The sequence below is a fragment of the Bradyrhizobium sp. Y36 genome, from assembly GCF_002531575.1.
GTDB lineage: Bacteria > Pseudomonadota > Alphaproteobacteria > Rhizobiales > Xanthobacteraceae > Bradyrhizobium.
The window spans coordinates 28,402-52,540 of sequence record NZ_NWTI01000009.1 but is presented as its reverse complement, the minus strand read 5'-3'; the positions used below and the strand labels follow the sequence as shown (position 1 = coordinate 52,540).

General features: G+C 64.8%; 20 protein-coding genes. 12 read left to right on the top strand and 8 right to left on the bottom strand.

Annotated features, from left to right (window positions below; genetic code table 11):
* The first annotated feature begins 25 nt into the window (after positions 1 to 25).
* The 3 genes from CO669_RS17310 (at position 26) to CO669_RS17300 (ending at position 5,727) form a co-directional block, all read left to right on the top strand.
* A complete protein-coding gene (locus CO669_RS17310; RefSeq protein ID WP_097661015.1) occupies positions 26 to 508 on the top strand; it encodes a (2Fe-2S)-binding protein in 483 nt (160 codons plus the stop codon).
* Complete coding sequence (locus tag CO669_RS17305; RefSeq protein WP_097661014.1) at positions 508 to 4,029, top strand: molybdopterin cofactor-binding domain-containing protein; 3,522 nt, start codon at positions 508 to 510, stop codon at positions 4,027 to 4,029. Before CO669_RS17310 ends, CO669_RS17305 begins: the two co-directional genes overlap by 1 nt.
* 165 nt (positions 4,030 to 4,194) lie before the next feature.
* Entirely contained in the window at positions 4,195 to 5,727 is a 1,533-nt protein-coding gene (locus tag CO669_RS17300; RefSeq protein ID WP_097661013.1) for a hypothetical protein, read from the top strand.
* A gap of 6 nt (positions 5,728 to 5,733) precedes the next feature.
* Here CO669_RS17300 and CO669_RS17295 read toward each other — a convergent pair whose 3' ends face one another.
* The gene (locus CO669_RS17295; RefSeq protein WP_097661011.1) at positions 5,734 to 6,696 is read right to left on the bottom strand and encodes a catechol 2,3-dioxygenase; all 963 of its coding nucleotides are present in this window, start codon (positions 6,694 to 6,696) and stop codon (positions 5,734 to 5,736) included.
* Positions 6,697 to 7,111: 415 nt separating this feature from the next.
* Here CO669_RS17295 and CO669_RS17290 point away from each other — a divergent pair, with 415 nt between their 5' ends.
* A complete protein-coding gene (locus CO669_RS17290) occupies positions 7,112 to 8,869 on the top strand; it encodes an ATP-binding protein (protein WP_097661010.1) in 1,758 nt (585 codons plus the stop codon).
* A 267-nt stretch (positions 8,870 to 9,136) separates the two neighbouring features.
* Positions 9,137 to 9,652 (top strand): MgtC/SapB family protein, encoded by a 516-nt coding sequence (locus CO669_RS17285; RefSeq protein ID WP_097661009.1) that lies wholly within the window; start codon positions 9,137 to 9,139, stop codon positions 9,650 to 9,652.
* A 3-nt stretch (positions 9,653 to 9,655) separates the two neighbouring features.
* On the opposite strand, the gene CO669_RS17280 is transcribed toward CO669_RS17285, so the two are convergent.
* The 5 genes from CO669_RS17280 to CO669_RS35995 form a co-directional block, all read right to left on the bottom strand.
* Entirely contained in the window at positions 9,656 to 9,814 is a 159-nt protein-coding gene (locus CO669_RS17280; protein WP_245444334.1) for a hypothetical protein, read from the bottom strand.
* 53 nt (positions 9,815 to 9,867) lie between these two features.
* Complete coding sequence (locus CO669_RS17275) at positions 9,868 to 11,013, bottom strand: PepSY-associated TM helix domain-containing protein (RefSeq protein WP_097661007.1); 1,146 nt, start codon at positions 11,011 to 11,013, stop codon at positions 9,868 to 9,870.
* A gap of 5 nt (positions 11,014 to 11,018) precedes the next feature.
* A complete protein-coding gene (locus CO669_RS17270; RefSeq protein ID WP_097661202.1) occupies positions 11,019 to 12,986 on the bottom strand; it encodes a TonB-dependent siderophore receptor in 1,968 nt (655 codons plus the stop codon).
* 549 nt (positions 12,987 to 13,535) lie between these two features.
* On the bottom strand, positions 13,536 to 16,136 hold the full coding sequence (locus CO669_RS17265; RefSeq protein WP_097661006.1) for a cation-translocating P-type ATPase: 2,601 nt from the start codon (positions 16,134 to 16,136) through the stop codon (positions 13,536 to 13,538).
* Positions 16,133 to 16,300 (bottom strand): hypothetical protein, encoded by a 168-nt coding sequence (locus CO669_RS35995; protein WP_198964075.1) that lies wholly within the window; start codon positions 16,298 to 16,300, stop codon positions 16,133 to 16,135. The genes CO669_RS17265 and CO669_RS35995 overlap by 4 nt, the downstream gene beginning before the upstream one ends.
* A gap of 423 nt (positions 16,301 to 16,723) precedes the next feature.
* Here CO669_RS35995 and CO669_RS17260 point away from each other — a divergent pair, with 423 nt between their 5' ends.
* A complete protein-coding gene (locus CO669_RS17260) occupies positions 16,724 to 17,638 on the top strand; it encodes a hypothetical protein (RefSeq protein WP_097661005.1) in 915 nt (304 codons plus the stop codon).
* Positions 17,639 to 17,732: 94 nt separating this feature from the next.
* Here the strand turns inward: CO669_RS17260 and CO669_RS35990 are convergent, their stop codons facing one another.
* Together CO669_RS35990 and CO669_RS17255 are read right to left on the bottom strand one after the other, a co-directional pair.
* Positions 17,733 to 17,876 carry a hypothetical protein gene (locus CO669_RS35990; RefSeq protein WP_198964074.1) on the bottom strand — a complete coding sequence of 48 codons (144 nt, stop codon included), beginning with the start codon at positions 17,874 to 17,876 and terminating at the stop codon, positions 17,733 to 17,735.
* A gap of 435 nt (positions 17,877 to 18,311) precedes the next feature.
* Positions 18,312 to 18,941 (bottom strand): ParB-like protein, encoded by a 630-nt coding sequence (locus CO669_RS17255; protein ID WP_097661004.1) that lies wholly within the window; start codon positions 18,939 to 18,941, stop codon positions 18,312 to 18,314.
* 330 nt (positions 18,942 to 19,271) lie between these two features.
* Here CO669_RS17255 and CO669_RS17250 point away from each other — a divergent pair, with 330 nt between their 5' ends.
* From CO669_RS17250 to CO669_RS17225, 6 genes are all read left to right on the top strand, one after another.
* Positions 19,272 to 19,613, top strand: coding sequence for a hypothetical protein (locus CO669_RS17250; RefSeq protein WP_097661003.1), 342 nt, complete (start codon positions 19,272 to 19,274; stop codon positions 19,611 to 19,613).
* 220 nt (positions 19,614 to 19,833) lie between these two features.
* Positions 19,834 to 20,121 carry an acyl carrier protein gene (locus tag CO669_RS17245; protein ID WP_007592476.1) on the top strand — a complete coding sequence of 96 codons (288 nt, stop codon included), beginning with the start codon at positions 19,834 to 19,836 and terminating at the stop codon, positions 20,119 to 20,121.
* A gap of 10 nt (positions 20,122 to 20,131) precedes the next feature.
* A complete protein-coding gene (locus CO669_RS17240) occupies positions 20,132 to 20,602 on the top strand; it encodes a 3-hydroxyacyl-ACP dehydratase FabZ family protein (protein WP_097661002.1) in 471 nt (156 codons plus the stop codon).
* Positions 20,599 to 21,804 (top strand): beta-ketoacyl-ACP synthase, encoded by a 1,206-nt coding sequence (locus CO669_RS17235; RefSeq protein ID WP_097661001.1) that lies wholly within the window; start codon positions 20,599 to 20,601, stop codon positions 21,802 to 21,804. Before CO669_RS17240 ends, CO669_RS17235 begins: the two co-directional genes overlap by 4 nt.
* Positions 21,805 to 21,855: 51 nt before the next feature.
* Positions 21,856 to 23,133 carry a beta-ketoacyl-ACP synthase gene (locus tag CO669_RS17230; protein WP_097661000.1) on the top strand — a complete coding sequence of 426 codons (1,278 nt, stop codon included), beginning with the start codon at positions 21,856 to 21,858 and terminating at the stop codon, positions 23,131 to 23,133.
* 8 nt (positions 23,134 to 23,141) lie between these two features.
* On the top strand, positions 23,142 to 24,074 hold the full coding sequence (locus CO669_RS17225; protein WP_097660999.1) for a lipid A biosynthesis lauroyl acyltransferase: 933 nt from the start codon (positions 23,142 to 23,144) through the stop codon (positions 24,072 to 24,074).
* The last annotated feature ends 65 nt before the right edge of the window (positions 24,075 to 24,139 follow it).

Here is a 24,139-nt window from a genome sequence, read left to right as displayed (position 1 = left end):
ATTTCATACGGGCCTGGGACGAGGGATGACGCAAACACCGATCCGCTTCACCGTGAACGGCAGGATCCACGAGGTCACGGCAGAGCAGCAGACACCGCTGCTCTACGTGCTGCGCAACGACCTCGCGCTCAACGGCCCGAAATACGGCTGCGGTCTTGGCGAATGCGGCACCTGTACTGTCCTGATCGACGGCGCCGCGGCGCGCTCCTGCGTGATTCCGGTTGGCGGTTGCGCCGGCCGCGACATCGTGACGCTCGAAGGGCTCGGCACGCGCGACAAACCCGATGTGGTGCAGCAGGCCTTCATCGACGAACAAGCCGCGCAATGCGGCTACTGTCTCAACGGCATGATCATGACCACCAAGGCGCTGCTTGCGATCAACCCGCAGCCGACCGAACAGGAGGCACTGTCGGCGCTGCGCTACAATCTTTGCCGTTGCGGCACGCATGTCGAAATCCTGCGCGCCGTGATGCGCGCGTCGGGCCAGCTCGCCGAGGCCGCGGACTGATGGCCTCCCCTGTTTCGAATGGAGCTGAGCGGCCGTCCGGTTCGCTCATTGTCGCCCGCACCGTGGACGAGGTCACATCGGAGACCTTCATCCGCATCACCGCGGACGGCTCGGTCACCGCCTATAACGGCCACGTCGATCTCGGCACCGGCATCCGTACCGCCCTCGGCCAGATCGTCGCCGAGGAGCTCGACGTGTCGTTTGCGCGCGTCGTGATCGTGCTCGGCGATACCGCCCTGGTGCCGAACCAGGGCGCGACCATCGCCAGCGAAACCATCCAGATCACAGCCGTCCCCTTGCGCAAGGCCGCGGCGCAGGCGCGGCAGTTCCTGATTGCGCGCGCCGCGGAGCGGCTGGAGTTGCCGGCGGCCGACCTCAAGATCGAGGACGGCCTCGTGCGCGGGCACGACAACCGCAGCGTCAGCTATGGCGAGCTGATCGGCGGCGAAGACATCCGGCTCGAGCTCGCCGACGACGTCACCGTCAAAGCGGTCGGCGACTACGCCATCGTCGGCCAGTCGATGCCGCGCATCGACCTGCCGGCCAAGGCCACGGGCGAATTGACCTTCGTCCATGACATCCGCGTACCAGGCATGCTGCACGGCCGCGTGGTGCGACCGCCCTATTCCGGCGTCGATGCCGGCCCCTTCGTGGGCACCAGCCTGATTTCAGTCGATGACTCCTCCGTGCGCGACATTCCCGGCATCAAGGCCGTGGTGCGCATCGGCGATTTCGTCGGCGTCGTCGCCGAGCGCGAGGAGAATGCGATCCGAGCGGCGGAACAGCTCAAGGTGAGTTGGAAGCCGACGCCTGATCTGACCGACCTTTCCGATGTCGAGACAGCGCTGCGCGCCAATCCGTCGACCCCGCGTACGCTGATCGACAAGGGCGACGTCGACGCGGCGATCTCGGGTGCTGCCAAGCCGATGCAGCGCACTTACGTGTGGCCGTATCAGATGCATGCCTCGATCGGCCCGTCCTGTGCGGTAGCCGACTTCCAGGACGGCAACATCCGCGTCTGGTCGGGCACGCAGAACCCGCACGTGCTGCGCAGCGACCTCGCGCTGCTCGTGGAGCGTCCCGAGAGCGAGGTGGAAGTCATCCGGCTCGAGGCCGCCGGCTGCTACGGCCGCAACTGCGCCGACGATGTCACTGCCGACGCCCTGCTGCTGTCGCGTGCGGTCGGCCGCCCCGTGCGCGTGCAACTCACGCGCGAACAGGAGCACGCCTGGGAGCCCAAGGGCACCGCGCAGCTCATCGACGTCAATGGCGGGCTCGATGCCGATGGCGGCATTGCCGCCTACGATCTCGCCACGCGCTATCCCTCGAACGCCGCGCCGACGCTGGCGCTGCTCCTCACCGGCCGCATTGCGCCCAATCCTGCCGTGCTCCAGATGGGCGACCGCACCGCGATTCCGCCCTACGACTACGACAACATGCGCGTCGTCGCCCACGACATGGCGCCGATCGTGCGCGCCTCCTGGTTCCGCGGCGTCTCGGCGTTGCCGAACACTTTTGCGCATGAATCCTATATCGACGAGGCCGCGACCGAAGCCGGCGTCGACCCGATCGAATACCGCCTGCGCTATCTGAAGGACCGGCGCGCCGTCGATCTCGTCAACGCGGTCGCCGAGCGTGCGGGCTGGGTACCGCGGCCGGTCCGCGAGGAGAAGGACGGCGAAGTCGTTCACGGCCGCGGCTTTGCCTATGCGCTCTATGTCCACAGCAAGTTTCCGGGCTACGGCGCGGCGTGGTCGGCCTGGGTCACTGACGTCGCGGTGAACAAGGCCACCGGCGATGTCAGCGTCACGCGCGTCGTCGCGGGCCAGGACTCCGGCCTGATGATCAATCCGGACGGGGTGCGCCACCAGATCCACGGCAACGTCATCCAGTCCACCAGCCGTGCACTGATGGAGGAGGTCTCGTTCGAGCGCGGCGCAGTCGCCGCACGCGAATGGGGTGCCTATCCGATCATCCCCTTCCCCGACGTGCCCAAGATCGACGTCTTGATGCTGCCGCGGCAGGACCAGCCGCCGCTCGGCGTCGGCGAGTCCGCCTCGGTGCCGAGCGCGGCGGCGATTGCGAATGCGATTTTCGATGCCACCGGCGTGCGTTTTCGCGAGCCGCCGTTTACGCCCGAGCGGATCCTGAAAGGCCTGCACGGTGAAACATCGCCGGTCCCGCAGGCGCTGCCCGCGCCTGCTCCACCGCCGCCGTCCCGCATCTGGGCGAATCCGTTCGCCAAGCGCGCCGGCGTCTTTGCGACGATCGCAGCCGTCTGCACCGCCGCGATCGGCGTCGGCGCAGCGCTGCTCCCGGGGCGCGCCATCGCGCCGATCGCGCGTCCCGATGCATCGGTCTATTCCGCAGCAACGATTGCCCGCGGCCAGCAGCTTGCCGCGCTCGGCAATTGCGCGGAGTGCCACACCAACATTGGCGGCGTACTCAACGCCGGCGGCCGCGCGCTGGAAACGCCATTCGGCACGATCTACTCAACCAACATCACGCCCGACGTCGAGACCGGCATCGGCGCCTGGTCCTACCCCGCTTTCGAGCGCGCGATGCGCGACGGCTTGCACCGGGACGGACGGCAGCTCTATCCCGCCTTCCCCTACACGCACTTTGCGAAGACTGATGATGCCGACATGCAGGCGCTCTATGCCTATCTGATGGCGCAACCTTCTGTGCGCGCGACGGCGCCGGCGAACGACCTCGCATTCCCGTTCAATCTGCGTCCTCTTCTGGCAGGCTGGAATGCGCTGTTCCACGACACGAAGGCGTTCAAGCCGGATCCCGCGAAGTCGGAAGCCTGGAATCGCGGCGCCTATCTCGTCGAAGGTCTCGGCCATTGCAGCGGCTGCCATTCACCGCGCAACGCGCTCGGCGCCGAGCAGCGCAAGGCCTATCTCGCCGGCGGCTTTGCCGAGGGCTGGGAAGCGCCGCCATTGACCTCGCTCTCGCACGCGCCGATCCCGTGGAACGAGGACGAGCTCTACGCCTATTTGCGCACCGGCCATTCGCGCTATCACGGCGTCGCCGCCGGCCCGATGGCGCCTGTCGTCAGGGATCTCAAGGCGCTGCCCGACCAGGACATCCGCGCGATGGCGGTCTATCTCAATTCCTTCAACGACTCCGCCGCCGATGCACCCGCGCTCGCCGCAAAACTCGAAAGCGCGACGCAAGTCACCGTCGCCTCGTCCACCGGCGCACGGCTCTATCAGGGCGCCTGCGCCGTCTGCCACGAAGTCGGCGGCCTGCCGCTGTTCGGCAGCCGTCCCTCGCTCGCACTCAACAGCAACATTCACAGCGCGACATCGGACAATCTCGTGCAGGTGATCCTGCACGGCATCGCCGATCCCGTGTCGAGCGATCTCGGCTACATGCCCGCGTTCAAGAACAGCATGAGCGACGCGCAGGTCGAGGAGCTCGTCACCTTCCTGCGCAAGCAGTTTGCGCCCGACAAGCCGGCGTGGACCGGCGTGCGCGAGACGATCCATCGCGCAAAAATGTCGGCGAATTGATCTCCATCGACAACGATGGCGCACCGCAGCAAACCGCCCTGAATCTCATCCTCTGGTTGTAGTAAACAATTATTGATGGTAGCCTTCTCAACTTAAATCGCGAAGCTACTTTGGGAATTCCCCGTCAGTGATTGCTCCGGCAGATTGCCAGTCCCGATTCCAGGGATGCGCATTGCGATGAGATATTTTGTAGATCGTCTTTGGTGGCTCTCGGTCCCGGTGTTGGCATTCGCCATCATCGCCGCCGTTCTGAGCGGCAACTCCGCGATTGCCATCGTAGCGGCCGCACTGCTCGGGATTGTGCTCGCGACGCCGCGCTATCACTTTCTGCTTGCAACCATGCTGATCGCGCCGCTCACGCTGCTCGCACTCATCCTGTTGGTCGTGGGGACATCGTGGGGTATCTCCAGCTCCCCGCTGGGCGATGCGGCTGCCGCGGTACCGCTCGGCGTCCTCGCCGGAGGCAGCGCCGTCTGCTCGCTCATTCCATACGCAGCCGCCCGATGGTCGCGACGCGGTCTTTCGGCCGCGCTGCTCACCTGGATCTGCGGCACTATTGCGATCGCTGCGGCGGCGAGCTTTGCGACGTCTGCGCTGGAGCGGCGGCTGCCGAACGCGCCTCTGCTCGGCCCCGAACGCGCTAAGCAAGTGCGTGCAATGAATGCCTCGATGTGGGTCACTTTCAGCAATGGTGCCGTCTACTTTCAGTATGATGGTCAGGTCGACTTGCCGGCCTGCAACGGCGTGCGTTCGCACGTCCACACCATGCAAATCTCTCCCGAGGCGCGCGGCCGGGTCGCGCAATTCGTCGATGGGCCCTTCGCCGAAAAACTCAAGCGCTGGTTTGACGGCAGTTATGACGGAGATCCGAGAATCCCCTGCCAGACGTCGGTAGACACTACTGCGGCAGGCATCACGAAGGTGACCAGAAGATGCGAGCCAACCGCACGCATGAAGACGTTCACGGAGCAGAATCCGATGCAAGGTTTCGACATCAAGCTCCCGACCGTCCACTTCCAGGCGCGGCCTCTGGACCCCGGCGCAAGCAGCATGATGACCATCACGGCCCCGCGCGGCTGTATCGCCGATACATTCCCGCGCGCGCAGTCGCGTGAGGAGCAAGGCGCAACGGAGACGCTTCGGCTGCGCGTTGGCTTTCCACGCCAGAACTTTGCGTTACAGGAGGCCGAGCGCCTTGGAGCCGAGCCCTGGAATGTCCATGTCTACCTGGTCAAGCCCGCCCTGCGCGGCCGCCTTGCCGGGGCCGTCGCTCGCACACTGATCGACCCCTGGAGCCTGCCGATCCTTTTTCTGGCCGTCGTGTTGGCGTCGCGCAGCTTAACGGTCAAGGCGGGACGCGCGATCGCCCAAGGCGAACGCTTTACAGCCTTGACGTCGCGTCTCTGCAACCGGCTTTCTCCCGCACGGGACAAGCTGACCAGACTGCGCCATCTATACGGCCGTCGCGGCCGGCTCGTCCGCCTGCTTTCGTCCGGGGCAATCGTTCTCGTCGGGCTGCCAATCGTGCTCATTCTGCTCAACGGTCTCTCCGTCCTGATGATGGAACCGACCTTTGTCGTCGCGGCGATCCTGGTCCTGGTCGCCCTCGTTGCGATAGAAGCCATCGCCTTCCTCGTCCGCCGTCTCCCGAAGCCTCCGGCGGAGCCGCCGCCTCTGCCCGGCAGCAGCGGCGCGTGACCCGCATTACCGCTTCACCTCCACCGGCGGCGTGCCGTGGGTGTGGAAGGACTCGATCGTCTTCAATCCCCAGGCCTGGCCCTTCTTGCGCTCTTCCTCCGTCCACACGATCGGCTTCCAGTCCGGTGCGAGGATCAGGCGCGCGCCGGCATTGGCGACCTCGACGCGGTTGCCGCCGGGCTCGTAGACGTAGAGGAAGAAGGTCTGCTGGATCGCGTGCTTGTGCGGGCCGGTCTCGATGTGGATGCCGTTCTCCAGGAAGATATCGGCCGCGCGCAAGATTTCCTCGCGGCTGTCGAGCGCGTAGGTGACGTGATGGAAGCGGCCGGGCACGCCGGAATGGTCGAGCGAATAGGCGAAGTCGTAGCTCTTGTTCGACATGGTCAGCCACATCGCCGCTTCCCGCCCGTCATTGAGCACGATCTGCTCGGTGAGCCGGCAGCCGAGATAATTCTCGAAGAACTCCCGGTTGGCCTTGATGTCGACGGCGAGGCAGTTGAGGTGGTCGAGCCGGCGGACATTGACGCCGCGCGCGGGAAAACGCTGCGCCTGGTTCTTCAGCGCCGGCTTCAGCTCGGGCGGCGCCTGATACCATTCGGTCTCGTAATAGAGCTCGACGATGTGGCCATCGGGATCTCTGCAGCGGAAGGTCGGCCCCTGCCCCATATCGCCGTCGATCCAGCCGATATCGAAGCCGGAGCCCTTCAGTGCGGCGACGCGGCGCTCCAGCGCCTGCTGGCTGCGGGCACGTAGCGCCATGTGCTCCATGCCTGAGGTCTTCGACGCTGTCAGTTTCAGCGAATAGCGCTCGTAATCGTCCCAGCCACGCAAGTACACCGACTCGCCCTTCTGCCCGCTGACGGTCATGCCCATGACGTCGACGAAGAATTTCAGGCTCTCCTCGGGCTTGGGCGTCAGCAGCTCCATATGGCCGAGATGTGCAAGGTCGAGGATCGGTTCGGGCTGCATGTTTTCCTCCAGGCATGGCGATCCGCCGGACCGGATCGCGTCATCGGACGCCGAGCCGCAACGCGCTCACGCATCCGAAGGCGGCGCCGAGGCCGCCCGTTCATTTGTACCAATGTACAAATGATTAGGTCCCGTCAACAAATCAAACACCCTGCCTCAAATGCACGAGGCGGGGCGGGAGACCAATGTCCTGCGAACGGAGGGCCCTGGCTCGCCGGATGGTAAAATATTCCTTAACTGTCGTCGGCTCCAATGGCCTGGAATTGCAGCATTTTCCCGCATTTTCCGCCCAAAACCGAGCCATCGGAACAAAGCCATTGGCCGAATTGTCGCGGATTTAACGAAGCACCCGCGCCTGCCGTTTAACCGTTTGTGCAGCGGCGACCGCGCATAGTCGGGGTTAAACTCCTCGCTCATGCCAGGTTCATTGATCGTGACATCCTTTGGACGCGTGATTTCGGTTCGCGGATCGCTCGCCCGGGTCGGGCTACTGGCGGAAAGCCGGATGCCCATCTCGGAAGTTCGGGCGACCGTCGGCCGCTTCGTCAGCATTCGCAGCGCCAGCTCGGTCATCGTCGCGATGATCACGGAAGTGTCCTGCGAGAATTTGTCGAGCAGCGACAATTATATCGCGGTTGCCTCGGTCGACCTGCTCGGCGAGATCCTCAACGCCAGCGACAAGCCGAAATTCCAGCGCGGCGTCACCAACTATCCGACCATCGGCGATGCCGTCGATCTGATCACCAGCCAGGAGCTGCGCACGATCTACGCGCCGACCGGCTCGGACCAGATCAATGTCGGCTTCCTCCAGCAGGACCGCTCGGTCGTCGCCTATGTCGATGTCGAGGAAATGCTGTCCAAGCATTTCGCGGTGCTGGGATCGACCGGCGTCGGCAAATCCACCGGCGTGTCACTCCTGCTCAACGAGATCCTGAAGGCGCGCCCGAACCTGCGCATCTTCCTGCTGGACGTGCACAACGAATATGGCCGCTGCTTCGGCGACCGCGCGCTGGTGCTCAATCCGCGGAACCTGAAGCTGCCGTTCTGGCTGTTCAACTTCGAGGAAATCGTCGACGTGCTGTTCGGCGGCCGTGCCGGCGTACCCGAGGAGCTCGACATCCTGGCCGAGGTGATCCCGCTCGCCAAGGGCGTCTACACCCAGTACCAGAACGCGGACCGCATCGGCCTCAAGCGCATCGATCCCAAGCAGGTCGGCTACACCGTCGATACCCCGGTGCCGTACCGGCTGGTGGACCTGATGTCGCTGATCGACGAGCGCATGGGCAAGCTCGAGAACCGCTCCTCCCGGATCATCTATCACAAGCTGATCTCGCGCATCGAAGCCGTGCGCAACGACCCCCGCTACGCCTTCATGTTCGACAACGCCAATGTCGGCGGCGACACCATGGCCGAGGTCATCAGCCATCTGTTCCGCCTGCCCGCCAACGGCAAGCCGATGACGGTGATGCAACTGGCCGGCTTCCCGGCCGAGGTGATCGATTCCGTCGTCTCGGTGCTCTGCCGCATGGCCTTCGACTTCGGCCTGTGGAGCGACGGTGTCTCGCCGCTGCTGTTCGTCTGCGAGGAAGCGCACCGTTACGCGTCCGCGGACCGCAACGTCGGGTTCGGGCCGACCCGCAAGGCGGTGTCGCGCATCGCCAAGGAAGGCCGCAAATACGGCGTCTATCTCGGTCTCATTACCCAGCGTCCGGCCGAGCTCGATGCCACCATCATCTCCCAGTGCAATACGCTGTTCACGATGCGTCTTGCCAACGAGCGCGACCAGGCGCTGCTGCGCGCCGCGGTGTCGGACGCCGCCGCGAACCTGCTCTCCTTCGTGCCCTCGCTCGGCACGCGTGAAGTGCTGGCCTTCGGCGAAGGCGTCGCGCTGCCGACGCGCCTGCGCTTCAAGGAGGTGCCGCCGCACCAATTGCCGCGCGGCGAAGCCACCATCTCGAGCGTGCCGTCCGTCACCTCCGGCCACGACATGCATTTCGTCAGCGCGGTGCTGGAGCGCTGGCGCGGCGCCACCTCGCAGCGCGACGTGCCGAACGATCCGGTGTTCTCCGCCCCGCCGGCCAAGACGCTCTCCAACGTCGAGGCCCCGATGCTGCAGCCGTCGATGGGGCTCGATCCTGACCGCTTCTCGCTCTTGAAGAAGCCGCTGCGCTAGCACATCCCGCGCGTCCCGGACGCGCCGCAGCGTGCAACGCTGCCGCGCAGAGGCCGGACACACGCCACAATCCCGGCGCTCTCTGGGGACATGACCTCCGGCTCTGCAGCGCTTCGCTGAAGAAGCCCAGCACGGCGTCCGGGGGCACGAGATGTTCCGACACCTCTGGAGCCTCTCGCCCGCATCGACTATGTTTGCCGGCGAGAAGCTGGCTTTCTCAACCATGACGAGCCTGCGCGCGAGAACGGAAGAATTGACGGACAAGACATGACCGAGCTCGATTGGCCCGAAATTCTGCTGCGTCTCGGAAGCGCGACACTCGCCGGGAGCGTGATCGGCCTGAACCGCGACCTCCATGGCAAGCCCATCGGGCTGAAGACGCTCGGCATCGTCGGGCTCTCCACCGCAACCGTCGTGCTGCTCACGGTCCAGTTCGCCGAGCCCGGCAAGATCACCGACGCGACGAGCCGTGTGATCCAGGGCATTCTGACCGGTATCGGCTTCCTCGGGGCGGGCGTGATCGTCCATGAGAGCGACCGTTTCCGCGTGCGCGGCCTGACCAGCGCGGCGTGCACCTTTCTCTCCGCCTGCCTCGGAATCGCCTGCGGCGCCGGGCAATGGAGGATCGTGCTGGTCGCCCTGGCCTTCACCTTCGTTCTGCTCACGATCGGCCGCCGCCTCGAACGCTGGCTGCACCGGATGCTCGGCGGCAAGGACGAGAAGCACGACGACGGCAACGATCTTGCCGAGCGCCATCTGCCGCATCCGGATGGCCGGACATAAGTCTCAGCGCGGATGAGCGGCGCGACGCCAGCAGACAATCGCCAGAACCACCGGCAGCGACAGCGCCAGCCACGACAGCACATCCGAGACGCCGTCTCCGACGAGCGCAAGGCCAAGCCCCGCGCCGCAGATGACACCGACAAGGAGCGGGATGCGAAACACATCCCAGACGCTTCTGTGAAGCCGAGGCCGGTTCCGGACGGGGGTAGCCATGGCTAGGCGCCGGCTGCCGCGGTCCGGCCTGCGTCGAGCGGCTTGCGGCGGACCGATGATTTTCGTCTGGCGACCCAGAGATAGACTCCGCTGACCAGGACGATGATCGTGACGATATCCAGCAGCGCCCAGATGATCTTCAGGGGAAGCCCGCCGTAATCGCCGAAATGCAACGGGCGCGAGACCTGCAGTGTCTTCAAATACCAGGGCACCTCGGGCGCCACGATCGTCCTGCCGTCGTTGGCGTCAACGAGCATCGGCTGGAGCATGCGCGCAGTGAACGGCGTCGCGCCTTTGGTCCAGACGACGAGATGCTGCGGGCTGCCGAAGCGCGCCGCTGTCGGCATCGTCACCGAGGTGACAAGACGGTCGGGAAATCTCGCGCGGACACGTTCGACCGCAGCCTGGACCGACGGGATCGGAGCCACCGGCTTGCCCATGTGAGGCGCCAGCAAGACGGGAATCAGCTGCGCACGCCACAGATCGAACAGCGGCGTCGCCAGCGTGTTGATCATGCCGGTGAGCCCCACCGCCATCATCCAGGTCACGGTGACGATGCCAAGGAGGTTATGAGTGTCGAGCCATCTGGCGCGGGGCGACGATCGCCGGCGGATCGTGCCGAAATCGAGCCGCCGCATGAACGGCCAGTACACGACCACACCGGACACGATTGAGGCGGCAAGCAGGAGCCCCATCGCGCCGAGAAACAATTCGCCAGGCAGGCCGGCGAACATGTCCTTGTGGATCCGCAACACGACGTCCATGACGCCCTGATGCGGCGCTTCCTCCCCGAGCACTGCGGCCGTCCGTGCGTCGAGCGTGAGACGATGGAAGTTTCCCGGCGCCGGGACGGCGGTTGGAGATACCGCGACCGTCACCAGTGGTTCGGTCTGCTTGAGATTGAGCATCAGCACGTATTGGCCCGGAAAGCGTGCCTGCGCCGCAGCGATCATGCGATCGAGCGAGAGGCGCAGCGTTCCCTCCGGCATGGCGGGCGCCGTGATCTCGTCCTCGAGCAGATCGTCGATCTCGTCGTGGAAGACCAACGGAAGCCCGGTCACGCACAGCATCAGCAGGAACAGCATGCACACCAACGACGTCCAGGTGTGGATGCGGGACCATAGCCGGATCGTGCGCGCCTGAACCATGACCTCTACCAGCGGTAGCTGAGAGTGCCCGTGATGGTGCGCGGGCTGGTGTATTGGCAGCCGCCGCCCGTCGTACAGGCAAGCGTAACGCGGTCGGCGATGTTCTTCACGTTCAGCGCCAGGTTCACGCCCTTGCGTTGGCGATAGTGCAGGCCGGCGTCGAACACGACGTAGCCCTCGTTGACGATGGTGTTGGTGGTGTCGGCGAAGGTCGGCCCGTTGTAGCGGACGCCGCCGCCGAGACCCCAGCCGTCGAAGGTACCACCCTGGACCGTGTAATCGAGATAGGCCGACGCCATCTGGCGGGCCACCAGCGTCGGGACCTTACCGAGGTCGGCGGCGACTGTGGTTTGCGTCACCTTGACGTCCTGATTGGTGTAGGTCGCCACGAGGTTCAGTCCGGGCACGATCTGCGCCAGCGTCTCGAACTCGACGCCGCGCGAGTTCACCTCGCCAAGCTGGACCGAGAATCCGAGATGTGATGGATCGCTCGTGAGCGAGTTCTGCCGCGTCAGATCGTACAGCGCCAGCGTCATCAACAGGGTTCGCGACGGCTGGTATTTGACGCCGACTTCGTGCTGCTGCGCCGAGGTCGGCTTGAACGGGTTTCCGACGAAGTCCGTGCCCGGTGTCGGCAGGAAGGATTCCGAATAGCTGTAGTAGGGCGCGACGCCGGAATCGAACACGTAGGAGACCGCCCCCCGCTTGGTGAAGGCCGTGTCCTTGGTGTCGGTGGTCTTGTTGGTCGCCAGGGCGTAGGTGTTCTGCTCCGAGGCATCGTATCGTCCGCCCAGCGTGAAGATCCAGTTCTGGATCTTCATCTGATCCTGCACATAGACACCGACCTGGTCGATCGTCTGGTTCGCCGACGGGGTGGTGAGCACGGTCGGATCCGCGATGGCCTGGTCGTAGACCGGATTGACCTTGCTGAGCGACGGCGCCGCTCCGAACGTGGTTCGATCCGTCATGTTGAACGCCAGATAGTCGACGCCGGAGACCACCGTATGCTGGAGCGGCCCCGTGCTGAACTTGCTGATCAGGTGGTTGTCGGTCGACAGGGTGTCGATGCTCTCCTGGATGCGCATCGCGCGCCGCGGAAAGACCGTCGTCGTATCGAGCGGAGTTCCGACGAATGTGAGATAGCGATAATCGAGCTCGCTGTGACCGTAGCGAGCCTTCGATTCGAAGATCAGGTTGTTGCTGAAGCGATGCTCGAACTGGTAGCCGACGCGCTCCTGCTCCTGGTCGAACCTGTTGTAGCTGGGATCGCCGAGGAACACCGGCAACGCCGTGACATTGGTGATCTTCCCGCCCGCCACGTGCAACATCGACAGCGGAAAGGCATTTCCGGTCACATCGTGCGTGTAGTCGGCGAGAATGGTGAGCGTCGTGTCGTTGGTCGGCTTCCAGCTCACGGCCGGCGCGATATACGTCCGGTTGTCCTTCACGAAATTCGAGAAATTGGCGATCTGCGCGTCGGAGTCCCTGAACACGCCGGTCAGCCGATAGAGCAGCGTACCGTCCTTGGTCGCGGGACCTCCGAAATCGAATGCGCCTTGAAAACGGTCGTAATTGCCGAACTGTCCGACGATCTCGCCGAAGGCCTTATCGGGCGGCCGCTTGCTGATGACGTCGACGAGGCCGCCGGGCGCCCCCTGCCCGTACATCACCGAGCTCGGCCCCTTGATGACGTCGATGCGTTCGAACCCGTAGGGCTCGTTGCGGAACAGCGACAGGAAATTGGGGTCACCGACCTCGCGCAGCCCATCGCGATAGGCGCCGTAGCCGTTGTTGTCGAAGCCGCGGATGAAGACGTTGTCAAAGCGCGGGTCCTTGCCGCCCGGCTGGGTGGCGAGACCCGCCACATATTGCAGCCCTTCGACCAGCGTCGTGACCGAACGGGCATCGAGCTGATCGCGGCTGACGACCGAGACCGATTGAGGTGTTTCGAGAATGGGCGTGTCTGTTTTCATCGCAGCCGAGCTGACGACAGGCACAAAGCCCCTCACCGGATCCGTACCGCGTTCCGTTGCGGCGACGGCCGGCTGAGCAGCGGCCTGGGTCGGCCGGCCCGACGCGCGCGATCGCGCTTGTCGGGCGCGCGCCGATTGCGAATTGCGCGAGGCCGTGACCTGGCGCTTGCTCTCACGACTTTGCTCGACAACGACGGGCGGAATCTCCGATGCTCCGCTCGCGCTCTGGGCTTGCGCGTTGCCGCTGCAAGCGATGGTCGCGGGAAGAGCGAGAAGACCGCACAACACCGTTACGCGCCCGCGCTTCCTTGCGCGTGCGTCAGACACGAATTCCAGCATTCCCAGTCCCCGAATTGACGGGGACAACCATGCAGAGACTCCGCGCGCACAATCAAAGTCTTTTGGACGCTCGCGTCGTAGAATCTATTTAGACTGGACTCGTTCTAACGAAATAGCGGCGACGTCCTGTTCGCGTCTTCCGTCGGTTGCACGATTTCCGATCGACGATCGATCACGGCGCGCCGCGATGACGCCCCATTGCACCAGACATTAGAACCGCAACCGCCGCGCCCATAACGGCTTCAGGAGTTCGAGCACCGTCAGCAGCAGAAGTCCCGCGCCGAGCGTAACCATGAGGTCGTCGAGATGCAGGGGGCCGAACCGAAACAGGCTGGACGCCGGCGGCCAGAACAGCGCAGCCGCCAGAATGGATGCGATCGACACGAAGATCCAGAGCAATGCCGGGTTCGGACGGAAGAACGCAGACAAGAACGATGCGCTGAACGACCGGTTGGCCAGCACGAGCGCGACGACGCAAGTGACGAGCGCGATGAAGGCCAGCGTGCGCGCCTCGTCGGGCGGGACGCCGGAGCGAAGCGCGACGACGAAGATCGCGGCGATCAAGGCAAATGCCATGGCTCCCTGGAGAACGCTCCAGCCGACCAGGGCCCACGAGAACAGCTCCGCATCGGCGCGCCGTGGCGGGCGCGTCATGACATCCCGCTCCTCCCGTTCGGCTTCGAACACGAGCGAGCAGACGGGGTCGATGATCAGCTCCAGAAACGCAATGTGAACGGGACCGAGAATCACGGGAAGCCCGAACACCAGGGGAAGCAGCGCAAGCCCCGCGATCGGAACGTGGACGGCGAAGATGAAAGCCATGGCCTTGCGGAGATTGTCGTAGATCCGGCGACCCAGGCGGACGGATGCAACGATGGAGCCGAAATCGTCGTCGAGCAGGACGATCGAGGACGCCTCGCGGGCGACGTCGGTGCCACGGCCGCCCATCGCGATCCCGATATTCGCAGCCTTCAGGGACGGCGCATCGTTGACGCCGTCGCCGGTCATCGCAGCGATCTCGCCGTTGCGCTTCATGGCCTGAACGATCCGCAGCTTCTGCTCCGGCAGGATCCGCGCAAAGACGTTCACGTTCCTGACGAGCGCCTCCAGCTCGCGATCGTCGGCGAGCCTGATCTGCTCGCCGGTCACGACCTCGTTGACGTCGAGCCCGGCTTGCCGGGCAATGGCCATGGCGGTCGCCGGATAGTCGCCCGTGATCATGACGACACGAATGCCGGCCGAACGGCATTCGGCCACGGCTTCGGGAACGCCCGGACGAAGCGGATCGGCCAGCCCGACGAGACCGAGGAAGCGAAACGAGAAGCCGTCCTGCGAGGCCGGCAGAACCTCGCCGTCGCAGGTCGCGGCGGCCACGCCGAGCACGCGAAGACCGTCCTTCGCCATGGCCGCGACCGCATCCTGCATCGCCGCCTGCGTCGCACCGTCCAGCTTGCAGAGGCGTGCAATCGCCTCGGGCGCGCCTTTCGCCGCGACGAGGACGCCGTTTCGATCAGGCAATTGCCAAACCTGGCTCATCGCAAGCAGCTCGGGACGTAGACCGTAGGTGCGGACCAGGGTCCGGGCGCTCTCGGCTTCATTCTCCGCCGGCAGGCCCGCCTGCACGAACCCATGCAGCGCCTTTTCCATCGGATCGAACGGCTCTGGCGAGCTCGCCAGAACGCTGCAGCGCGCCAGCTCGAAGAATTCCGAGCCCATCGGCGCTGGCTGCGACGCTGCGCGATACGACTTCGCCCCGTCGGGCAGCCTCAATTCCGCAACCGACATCCGGTTCTGCGTGAGCGTGCCAGTCTTGTCGGTGCACAGCACGGTCGCAGAGCCAAGCACCTCGATCGCGGCGGCGCGCCGCGTCAGCACCCGCGCCTTCGAGATGCGCCAGGCGCCCATGGCCATGAACACCGTGAGGACGACGGCGAACTCTTCGGGAAGCATGGACATGCCGATCGCGATGCCGCCGAGCAGCGCCTGCAGCCAGTCCCCGCGCAACGTGCCGTAAAGCACGACCGCCGCCAGGCTGATCGCCGCGCCGCCGAGAAAGCAAAGCCGCACGAGCCGCGCCGTCTGCTGTTGCAGCCGCGGCGGCTCCGCCTGCAGGCCATGCAGCGATAGTCCGATCTTCCCGATCTCGCTGCGAGAACCGGTGGCCTCGACTTCGGCGAGGCCCTCGCCTCGCACCACCAGCGAGCCCGAATAGACGAAAGGCAGATCGTCGCCGCCCGGACGATGCTCAGCCAAGGCAGCCTTTTCACTCGAGGAAGCCTTTTCAGTCAAGGAAGCCTCGGCGACCTGTGTCTTGACGGCCTGCTTGCGCACCGGGACCGACTCTCCGGTCAGCAGCGACTCGTCGACGGCCAGATCGTGGGCGCTGATGAGCACCGCGTCCGCCGGAATCCGGTCGCCTTCGGCCAGGACGAGGAGATCGCCACGGACGACGTCACGGCCCGCGATCCGCCGCCGCTCACCGTCCCTGACCACGAGCGCTCGCGGACTGGTCAGCTCTCGCAAAGCCTCGAGCACCCGTTCGGTACGGGTTTCCTGCACGATGGTGATGATGACAGACATGGCCCCGAAGGCCATGAGCAACAGCGCTTCGCTGAGGTCGCCGAGCAGCAGGTAGACCAGCCCGCCGGCCAGGAGCAGCGCGAGCATCGGCTCGCGCAGCACCTCGATCACGATGCGCAGCGGCGTGCGCCGTTCGGCCCGCGGCAGTTCGTTGAAACCGTCCTGTTGCAGCCGCAGCCGCGCCTCGGCTTCGCTGAGCCCGGACGAGTCCGCGCGTTCTTCCTTGCTCACGTCTTCCGCCGCAGGCTCCAGAGGCTGCCGACGCCGACGATCGCGGTGACGAGCAGAACGGCGACGAAGGTCTGAATGATGGTGAAGTTCAGGGCATCACGCGCGACGAACAGCGCCGTGAGCGCGCCGGCAATGATGAAGACGATGCGAAAGATGATGCTCATGGCCGTGCCTCCAGTCCTGCATGACTTGGAGCCCGGGCCCGCGACGTCGGGGCACAACACTGCTTCTGCAACCATGCGGGGGAATAGTACCGGTCAGCCCGGACACGCGTTTGCGGCATATCAAGATGCGCCTGGGACGCGATGTCGCTGGTCCGCGAATTCCTCCGCCTCGTGCCCCCGCAAGACCATCCGCGACAAGCGCGGCCGAGATCATCGGCGTGTGGCCCCCACGCAAAACAAGCCGGGCTGCAGGAACTTAAGTTCCCGCCTGACGGGAACCTGGATGATTCCACAATCGATTACGTTTTGTTAAAGGCTTCCCTCCTAACTAGCGAAAACACTTCGGCACAACCTCTGCAAGTTTCCGTCGAGTCCATCGGCGGAGACGCGTGACCGGTCGTGCCTGCTAAGGGCGTCCCTCCGATGAATCTGCGAGCCTCCATCATCGCAATGTGCGTTGGCGCGGCATTTTTCGGCGTTGGTTACGCTTGGAACTACCAGCCCGACATCATTGATCCCGATGAAGTCTGGAGCGCGTTTCAATCCGATCATCGCAAGGCCCGAGCGGCGGTTTCTCGCCTGCTCATCGAGCCGCATTCGGCTCGCTTCACCGGCCTGCGAACGGTCGAAGCCGACGCTGCGAGGTACGTCTGCGGTGCAGTGAAAGCGATGAACAACAGCGGCCACTATGTCGATGCCGCGTTCGTCTATACCGTCGCCAGCGACTTCGCCCGGGTCGACGACGACGGCCGGATAACGTCCCGGCAATCGCCCTACAAGCCGTGCCCAACCGCGGCCGATGACAGCATTGCCGAACGGCAAACGCCGATTGCCCCCGGCGCGTTCGTCGTGGCCAAGACGGTCGGAAGGGTCATCCCTCGATCCGGTGGCGGGACAATGGAGCAGCAGCTGGGCCAGCTGGCCGCACAGACGGCCGCCGTCGCACCGGAATCTGGATCCTCTTTGAGCCCGGTCGGGACGGGACCGGCGTTGGCACGTCCGCCTGCAGGTTCCGAGGCGAAGACGCCAGCAGAAAGCGATTTGACCTGGCAGGCCGATCGACCGCCGGTCACATGGCCGGCGCTCGCCTCGGACCAATGCCCGACGAGATCGACGCAACTGCCGACAGCCGCCGAAGCCTTGGCTCTTGCCAAGGACATCGAGGCCCGCTGGCAGCGGTCGAAGCCATTGGAGGTGCCGGCGAAGCGCCTGTTGTCAGAAGAGATCAAGAAGGCGCGCTGCGCACTGCTTGCGATTGATCCACTCGACAAGGAATATCCGCAGGCTTGGGCCGCCTTCGTGAGGCTGCGAAACGTCGATCGAGACCTGGCTGGCTGAAGCCATCATTTCGCGCTCGGCTTCACCACCGCCACGTCGGCGCCTTCAGTCGTCGTCCGCCGGACCGCACCAGCCGGGCAGATGCGCCATGCCATTAGCGCTTCGCCATCAACTCCAGCGCCGGCGCAAAGCGCTCCGAGAACGTCGACGACTTGGCGTGGTGAACTGCGGCAAAGGATGCCGAAACTCCTGCCGAAGCGACCGCGAGCAAGGCAATGACGAAAATCATACGGCGCATGTTCGCCTCCTGAGTGAGCCCCTCCACGCATAGAGATGGGGCGGCTCTGTTTCAGGACGGTTTCGTGGGCGCGGAAATTGATTTCGCTCAAGCGCCTGTGATGGGATTGCGCTTATCTGGGCGCAAGCGATCACCAACTAACAGTCATCGACGCGTTTTGCAGCGGAGCGTCAGTCGAGTCGGGAATTTTCCACCCGCGGCTGCGATCCTAAGCAACGCGACAAGCAGCACACGCTGAAACGTGGAGCGACCGAGGACGACTCAAATGAAGATCGTGATCCAGGAAGCTCAATGGCCTGTGGCACCTCATCGTCGGATCGTGCCAAATCCGAACGCCCTTCCTGGATACCCAGGACCGTGCGCTGGTGGTCACTTACGCCCGCCGGGCCTATCCTGGCGCCAGGATCTTTCAGCGCGACTGATGAGCGATTGCCTCTAATCTTCGTCCTCCGGACCGCACCAGCCGGGCAGATAGATCGCATCCTTGCTCTTGGCCGCGGACATCGCCTTCTCGAGGGCCTTGTCGAAATCCGCCGACACCAACTTGCGCGAGACCTTACGGCGCAGGAAGTCGGCCCACAAAAATTCGGAGAACGGCGTGGTATCCTTGGCGAAGCCGCCCATGCGACGCAACTCGCCGGCGAGACTCCGGAACGGATCGTCCTTGAGATCGGCGATCGACTTCGGCAGATCGCGGAACGACCGCCGCTCGCCCTTGGTGTCGTAAGGGTAGACCCAGCGCTTGTTGTCCATCACGCCCCAGAACGCCTCGCGCTCAACCATGCGGAGGTCGCCGACGACGGTCACCAGCACCTCCTTGACACCTTCGTCGTGCAGCGCGCGGCCGAGATGATGATGGTCGATCACGTAATAGCGCGCGTCGGGACCATAGACGACCGGGATCATATGCTTGCCGAGCAGATCGGCCTGCTTCCTCTTGTCATGCTCACGCCAGCGCTTGCGCTTCTCCTTGACCTCGCGCATGCCGACCGTCATCTGCGTCGGCCGCAGCGACAGGATCGGGACCGGATGCACTCTCGGCTCGCGCGCGTTGGTCGTGGTCATGGTCGAAGGCCCCTCGGATGGATGCAGCTGAACGGCTCAGGTTCCCCTGACTATGACACGGGCCCCGCGGCAGCAAAACGTGTTCGGAAGGACGCTCGGATCACAAGCTGATGTAGACGGAAACGAAGACGTGAAATTCATTGCTGTTGCTCCGCCGGTTATTGCAGCGCAACGCCCGCCGACGTCACTGCCGATTCCGCGACCGCTGCACGCCGATCCATGTAGAAATAGTGCGCGGCAACGAATACACGCCTGCATTGAAAATATTTTCTGCAACGCGTTCATCACGTATGCTATCTAAAATCGCTGCTTCGGAGTGATCCCCGCCCCATGAACAACCAGCGGCACATAAGCTCTGACGACGAGCACCGGGTGCTCCAGTTCAGGCCGCGCACCTCGCCTTCCCCTGCGGTCCAGCGCGGCAGCGGTACCGTGCAGCCGTTGCGGGTCGCGCCCGAACCTCTCGACCTGTCACGCTACGAGCAGCCCCGCGCCGAGCCGGACGATTTCCGCCATCGCATGCTCGCCAATATCGCGGCGCTGGCCTTTACCATCGCGCTGACAGCCATCGGAATTTGGCTTGCGGTCAGCATCGCCGACCTGCGCCGGACCCAGGATTGCGTGCTGATGGGCCGTCGCGACTGCGTCAAGATCACGACGCCGCATATCTAGGCCCGATCCGGCCGACCGGTCCGGCGGAAGGGGCTCCGGCGCGCATCCCAGCAACGTCTCCCCACCTGGCCGGCTCCATTGAACTCGGAGCGGCGCTCCGATATACGGGCTTTCGACCCGGCCAGAGGGGGGTTGAGGGCGTCATCAGGGGCGCGATGCCCACCCACCGTGCCACTCTGGATAATCTGACAAATATCCGCAATATATCAAAGGCTTAGTGATGTCTTCCACATTCGATCAGGTCGCCACGATCATCGCTGAAACCTGCGACATCCCGCGCGACACGATCACGCCGGATAGCCATGCCATCGACGATCTCGGCATCGACAGCCTCGATTTCCTCGACATCGCGTTCGCGATCGACAAGCAATTCGGCATCAAGCTGCCGCTGGAAAAGTGGACCCAGGAGGTCAACGACGGCAAAGCGACCACCGAACAGTATTTCGTGCTGAAGAACCTGTGCGCCCGCATCGACGAACTGGTTGCGGCCAAGGGCGCGAGCGCCTAAGCGCGCGGTCATGCAACTCGAATACTTCCACATGATCGATCGCATCGTCGACCTCAAGGTCGACGAGAAGACGATCGTCGTCGAAGCCCAGGTCCCCAAGGAGAGCACCATCTTCGAGGGGCACTTCCCGGGCTATCCCTTGATGCCCGGCGTGCTCCTGATCGAATCGATGGCGCAGGCCTCTGGCTGGCTTCAGCTCGGCGTGTTCAAGTTCGAGCGCATGCCGATCCTTGCCGCCGTCAAGGAGGCCAAGGTGCGCGGTTCCGTGTTTCCCGGCGATCTCATGAGTATCGAGGCGAGCCTGACCTATGAAGGCTCGGGCTATGCCATGACCGAAGCCAAGATCAGGGTCGGCGGCAAGCTGCGCGCCAATTCCGCGCTCACCTTCACGCTGATCCCCTTCCCCAATTCGGATATGCGCGGATACATGGCGAAGGTCGCCGAGCGCGTCGGCTTTCCGCAACAGGTCGTATCGCCATGACTGACACTGCTTTGAAGCCCGGCCAGACGGAAGTCTGGATCACCGGCATTGGACTCGCGACTTCGCTCGGCGAGGGCCTCGACGCCAACTGGGCCGCGCTTTCCGAGAAGCGCATCAATGTCGATGACAAGAGCTTTGCGCCCTACATCGTGCATCCCCTGATGCCCGTCTCCTTCGACGCCCAGATCCCGAAGAAGGGCGATCAGCGCCAGATGGAAGCCTGGCAGCGCATCGGCACCTACGCTGCCGGCCTTGCGCTCGATTCCGCCGGCATCAAGGGCAACAAGGACATCCTGTCGAAGATCGACATGGTGGTGGCCGCCGGCGGCGGCGAGCGCGATCTCAACGTCGACACGGGCGTGCTGACCGCCGAGGCCAAGGGGGCGAACGCGCCCGGCTTCCTCAACGAACGGCTGATGAGCGATCTGCGCCCCACTCTGTTCCTGGCGCAGCTCTCCAACCTGCTCGCCGGCAACATCGCGATCGTGCACGGTCTTGGCGGCACCTCGCGCACCTTCATGGGCGAGGAAGTCGCCGGCGCGGACGCCGCACGCATCGCGCTGGCACGCATCGCCTCGGGCGAGAGCGACATTGCCCTCGTCGGCGGCTCGCACAATGGCGAGCGCAAGGACCTGATGGTTCTCTACGAATTCGGCGACTTCAACCTGAAAGACAAGTTCGCGCCGGTGTGGGCGCGAAAGGATCACGCCGGCTTCGCACTCGGCTCGGCCGGCGCGTTCCTGGTGCTGGAATCGAAGGCCCATGCGGAGGCGCGCGGCGCAAAGCCGTTCGCAAAACTGTCGAGCGTCGTTGCCGACCTCGCCCGCCGCAAGCAGCCCGGCGACATGGCCGCGACGCTGGAAAAGCTCTGGGACAAGCTGCCCAGGCGCGAGGGCAAGGGCGCGATCATCACGGGTGCGACCGGCGCGGAGCCTGCGACCTCGGAAGAGCGCGGCTTCCTGAAGGGCCATGCCGATTTCCCGGTGCGCTCGACCGGCACCATGTTCGGCCACACCATGGAAACGCAATTCCCGCTCGGCATCGCGCTCGCCGCACTGTCGATCTCGCGGGGCGCGCTGTTCCCGCCGAACGATTCGACCGGGACCGAGATTGAAATGCAGGGAGCACCCACCCAGATTGTGGTGGTGGGGGCCGGACACTGGCGCGGCGAAGGCATGGCGCTGGTCGAAGCTGTCGGCTGAAGCGCGGCGCGCTTTGGCCGGATGATACTCTAGCTTGATCGGGGGATCGACATGACTGCACCACGCGACAGATTCGGGCGTCCCGTCGTCGTCGTCACCGGTATGGGCATCACGACCTCGCTCGGCGCCGGCAAGGCCGACAATTGGGCGAAGCTCGTCGCCGGCGAATCCGGCATCCGCACCATCACGCGCTTTCCGGTCGACGGCCTGAAGACCACGATGGCCGGCACGGTCGATTTCGTCAGCGTCGATCCGTTCTCGTCCACCGGCCTGTCCGAACGGATGGCCGAGCTGGTGACGCAGGAGGCGCTCGAGCAGGCTGGCATCGGCGCCAAGGCCGATTTCCCGGGCCCCCTCTTCCTCGCGGTTGCGCCGGTCGAGGTGGAATGGCCGCAGCGCCGCGAGCTCGGCCGCGCCGTCGGCAAGCCCGACTTCACCTATGACGATCTCCTGCGCATCTCCGGCGGCGGCAAGTACAGCGCCTATCACCATCGCTTCATGTTCGGCTCGGTGGCGGCCCACCTCGCCGAGACCTTCGGCACCAAGGGCTCGCCGATCTCGCTGTCGACGGCGTGCGCGTCCGGCGCCACCTCGATCCAGCTCGGCGTCGAGGCGATCCGCCGCGGCGAAACCGATGCCGCGCTGTGCGTCGCGACCGACGGCACGGTCAATCCCGAAGCCATGGTGCGCTTCTCGCTGCTCTCGGCGCTGTCGACCCAGAACGATCCGCCGCAGGCGGCCTCCCGCCCCTTCTCCAAGAACCGCGACGGCTTTGTCATGGCCGAGGGCGCCGGTGCGCTGGTGCTGGAGAGCTATGAAGCCGCCACCGCGCGCGGCGCAAAGATCCTCGGCGTGATCGCCGGCTGCGGCGAGCTCACCGATTCCTTCCATCGCACCCGCTCGTCTCCCGATGGGAAGCCGATCATCGGCTGCATGAACAAGACGCTGGCCGACGCCGGCATGACGCCGGACCAGATCGACCACATCAACGCGCACGGCACCGCGACGCCCGAGAACGACAAGATGGAGTACAACACGACGTCGGCCGTGTTCGGCGAGCTCCTGCAGAAGATTCCGGTCACCTCGAACAAGTCGATGGTTGGCCACACCATCTCGGCCGCCGGCGCGGTCGAGGCGATCTTCTCGCTGCTCACGCTCGAGCATCAGCGCATTCCGCCGACGATCAACTACGACAATCCGGATCCCACGATCCTGTTCGACGTCGTCGGCAACAAGGCGCGCGATGCCCGCGTCACCGCGGTGATGTCGAACTCGTTCGGCTTCGGCGGCCAGAACGCCTCGCTGATCCTGACCCGCGAACCGGCCTGACCGGACGCATGTCGCTGATTCCCATCAGCACGAAGATTCGCGCGCGGAATGCAGCCAAATCGATCAGCGGCAGCCTGATCGGCGCGGCCACCGTCGGCATGCTGCGCACCACGCGCTATTTCGACCCGGTCAAGACCTCGGACTTCTTCGCGCGCGTCACCAAGACGATCGGGCCGCGCCTGCGCGAGCATCGCATCGGCCGCGCCAACCTCACCGCGGCCTTCCCGGAAAAATCGCCCGAGGAGATCGAACGGATCCTGATGGGCGTGTGGGACAATCTCGGCCGCGTCGGCGCCGAATTTGCCCATATGGACCACGTCTGGGATTACGATCGCGAGCATCCGGAACTGAGCCGGATCGAACTGCCGCCGCGCACCGTCGAGCTGTTCGATCACATCAGGGACGACGGCAAGCCGGCGCTGATCTTCGCTGCGCATCTGTCCAATTGGGAACTGCCGGCGCTCGCCGCCGTCGCCCATGGGCTGGACACCGCAATCCTCTACCGCCGGCCGAACATCGCCTCAGCCGACCGCATCATCCAAGAGATGCGCCAGGTCAACATGGGCACGCTGATCCCCGCAGGCCGCGACGCGCCGTTGCGCCTCGCGCAGGCGCTCAAGGACGGCAAGCACGTCGCGATGCTGATCGACCAGTATCTGACCGGCGGCGTCGAGGTCACCTTTTTCGGTCGCAAGACCCGCGCCAATCCGATGCTGGCGCGCCTGCTCCGCCAGGTCGAATGCCCGATCCACGGCGTTCGCGTCATCCGCAAGCCCGGTGGCCGCTTCGCCGCGGAGCTCACCGAAGAAGTCCAGCCGGTGCGCGACGCCGAGGGCAAGATCGACATCCAGGGCACGACACAGGCCGTCACCAACGTGGTGGAGAGCTGGGTGCGCGAATATCCCGAGCAGTGGCTGTGGCTGCATCGGCGTTGGCGATAGCGGCGCCGTCATCGCGAGCGCGGCGACTTGTCCGCCGAAGCGATAGCGAAGCCGGAAGCAATCCG

Bases quoted from the DNA above. Each gene is read 5' to 3' on its own strand.
- CO669_RS17240 (WP_097661002.1), top strand. From the start codon at position 20,132: ATGCAACTCGAATACTTCCACATGATCGATCGCATCGTCGACCTCAAG.
- CO669_RS17300 (WP_097661013.1), top strand. From the start codon at position 4,195: ATGCGCATTGCGATGAGATATTTTGTAGATCGTCTTTGGTGGCTCTCG.
- CO669_RS17255 (WP_097661004.1), bottom strand. From the start codon at position 18,941: ATGACCACGACCAACGCGCGCGAGCCGAGAGTGCATCCGGTCCCGATC.
- CO669_RS17230 (WP_097661000.1), top strand. From the start codon at position 21,856: ATGACTGCACCACGCGACAGATTCGGGCGTCCCGTCGTCGTCGTCACC.
- CO669_RS17295 (WP_097661011.1), bottom strand. From the start codon at position 6,696: ATGCAGCCCGAACCGATCCTCGACCTTGCACATCTCGGCCATATGGAG.
- CO669_RS17275 (WP_097661007.1), bottom strand. From the start codon at position 11,013: ATGGTTCAGGCGCGCACGATCCGGCTATGGTCCCGCATCCACACCTGG.
- CO669_RS17245 (WP_007592476.1), top strand. From the start codon at position 19,834: ATGTCTTCCACATTCGATCAGGTCGCCACGATCATCGCTGAAACCTGC.
- CO669_RS35990 (WP_198964074.1), bottom strand. From the start codon at position 17,876: ATGCGCCGTATGATTTTCGTCATTGCCTTGCTCGCGGTCGCTTCGGCA.
- CO669_RS17260 (WP_097661005.1), top strand. From the start codon at position 16,724: ATGAATCTGCGAGCCTCCATCATCGCAATGTGCGTTGGCGCGGCATTT.
- CO669_RS17270 (WP_097661202.1), bottom strand. From the start codon at position 12,986: ATGAAAACAGACACGCCCATTCTCGAAACACCTCAATCGGTCTCGGTC.
- CO669_RS17225 (WP_097660999.1), top strand. From the start codon at position 23,142: ATGTCGCTGATTCCCATCAGCACGAAGATTCGCGCGCGGAATGCAGCC.
- CO669_RS17285 (WP_097661009.1), top strand. From the start codon at position 9,137: ATGACCGAGCTCGATTGGCCCGAAATTCTGCTGCGTCTCGGAAGCGCG.
- CO669_RS17305 (WP_097661014.1), top strand. From the start codon at position 508: ATGGCCTCCCCTGTTTCGAATGGAGCTGAGCGGCCGTCCGGTTCGCTC.
- CO669_RS17310 (WP_097661015.1), top strand. From the start codon at position 26: ATGACGCAAACACCGATCCGCTTCACCGTGAACGGCAGGATCCACGAG.
- CO669_RS17235 (WP_097661001.1), top strand. From the start codon at position 20,599: ATGACTGACACTGCTTTGAAGCCCGGCCAGACGGAAGTCTGGATCACC.
- CO669_RS17290 (WP_097661010.1), top strand. From the start codon at position 7,112: ATGCCAGGTTCATTGATCGTGACATCCTTTGGACGCGTGATTTCGGTT.
- CO669_RS17250 (WP_097661003.1), top strand. From the start codon at position 19,272: ATGAACAACCAGCGGCACATAAGCTCTGACGACGAGCACCGGGTGCTC.
- CO669_RS35995 (WP_198964075.1), bottom strand. From the start codon at position 16,300: ATGAGCATCATCTTTCGCATCGTCTTCATCATTGCCGGCGCGCTCACG.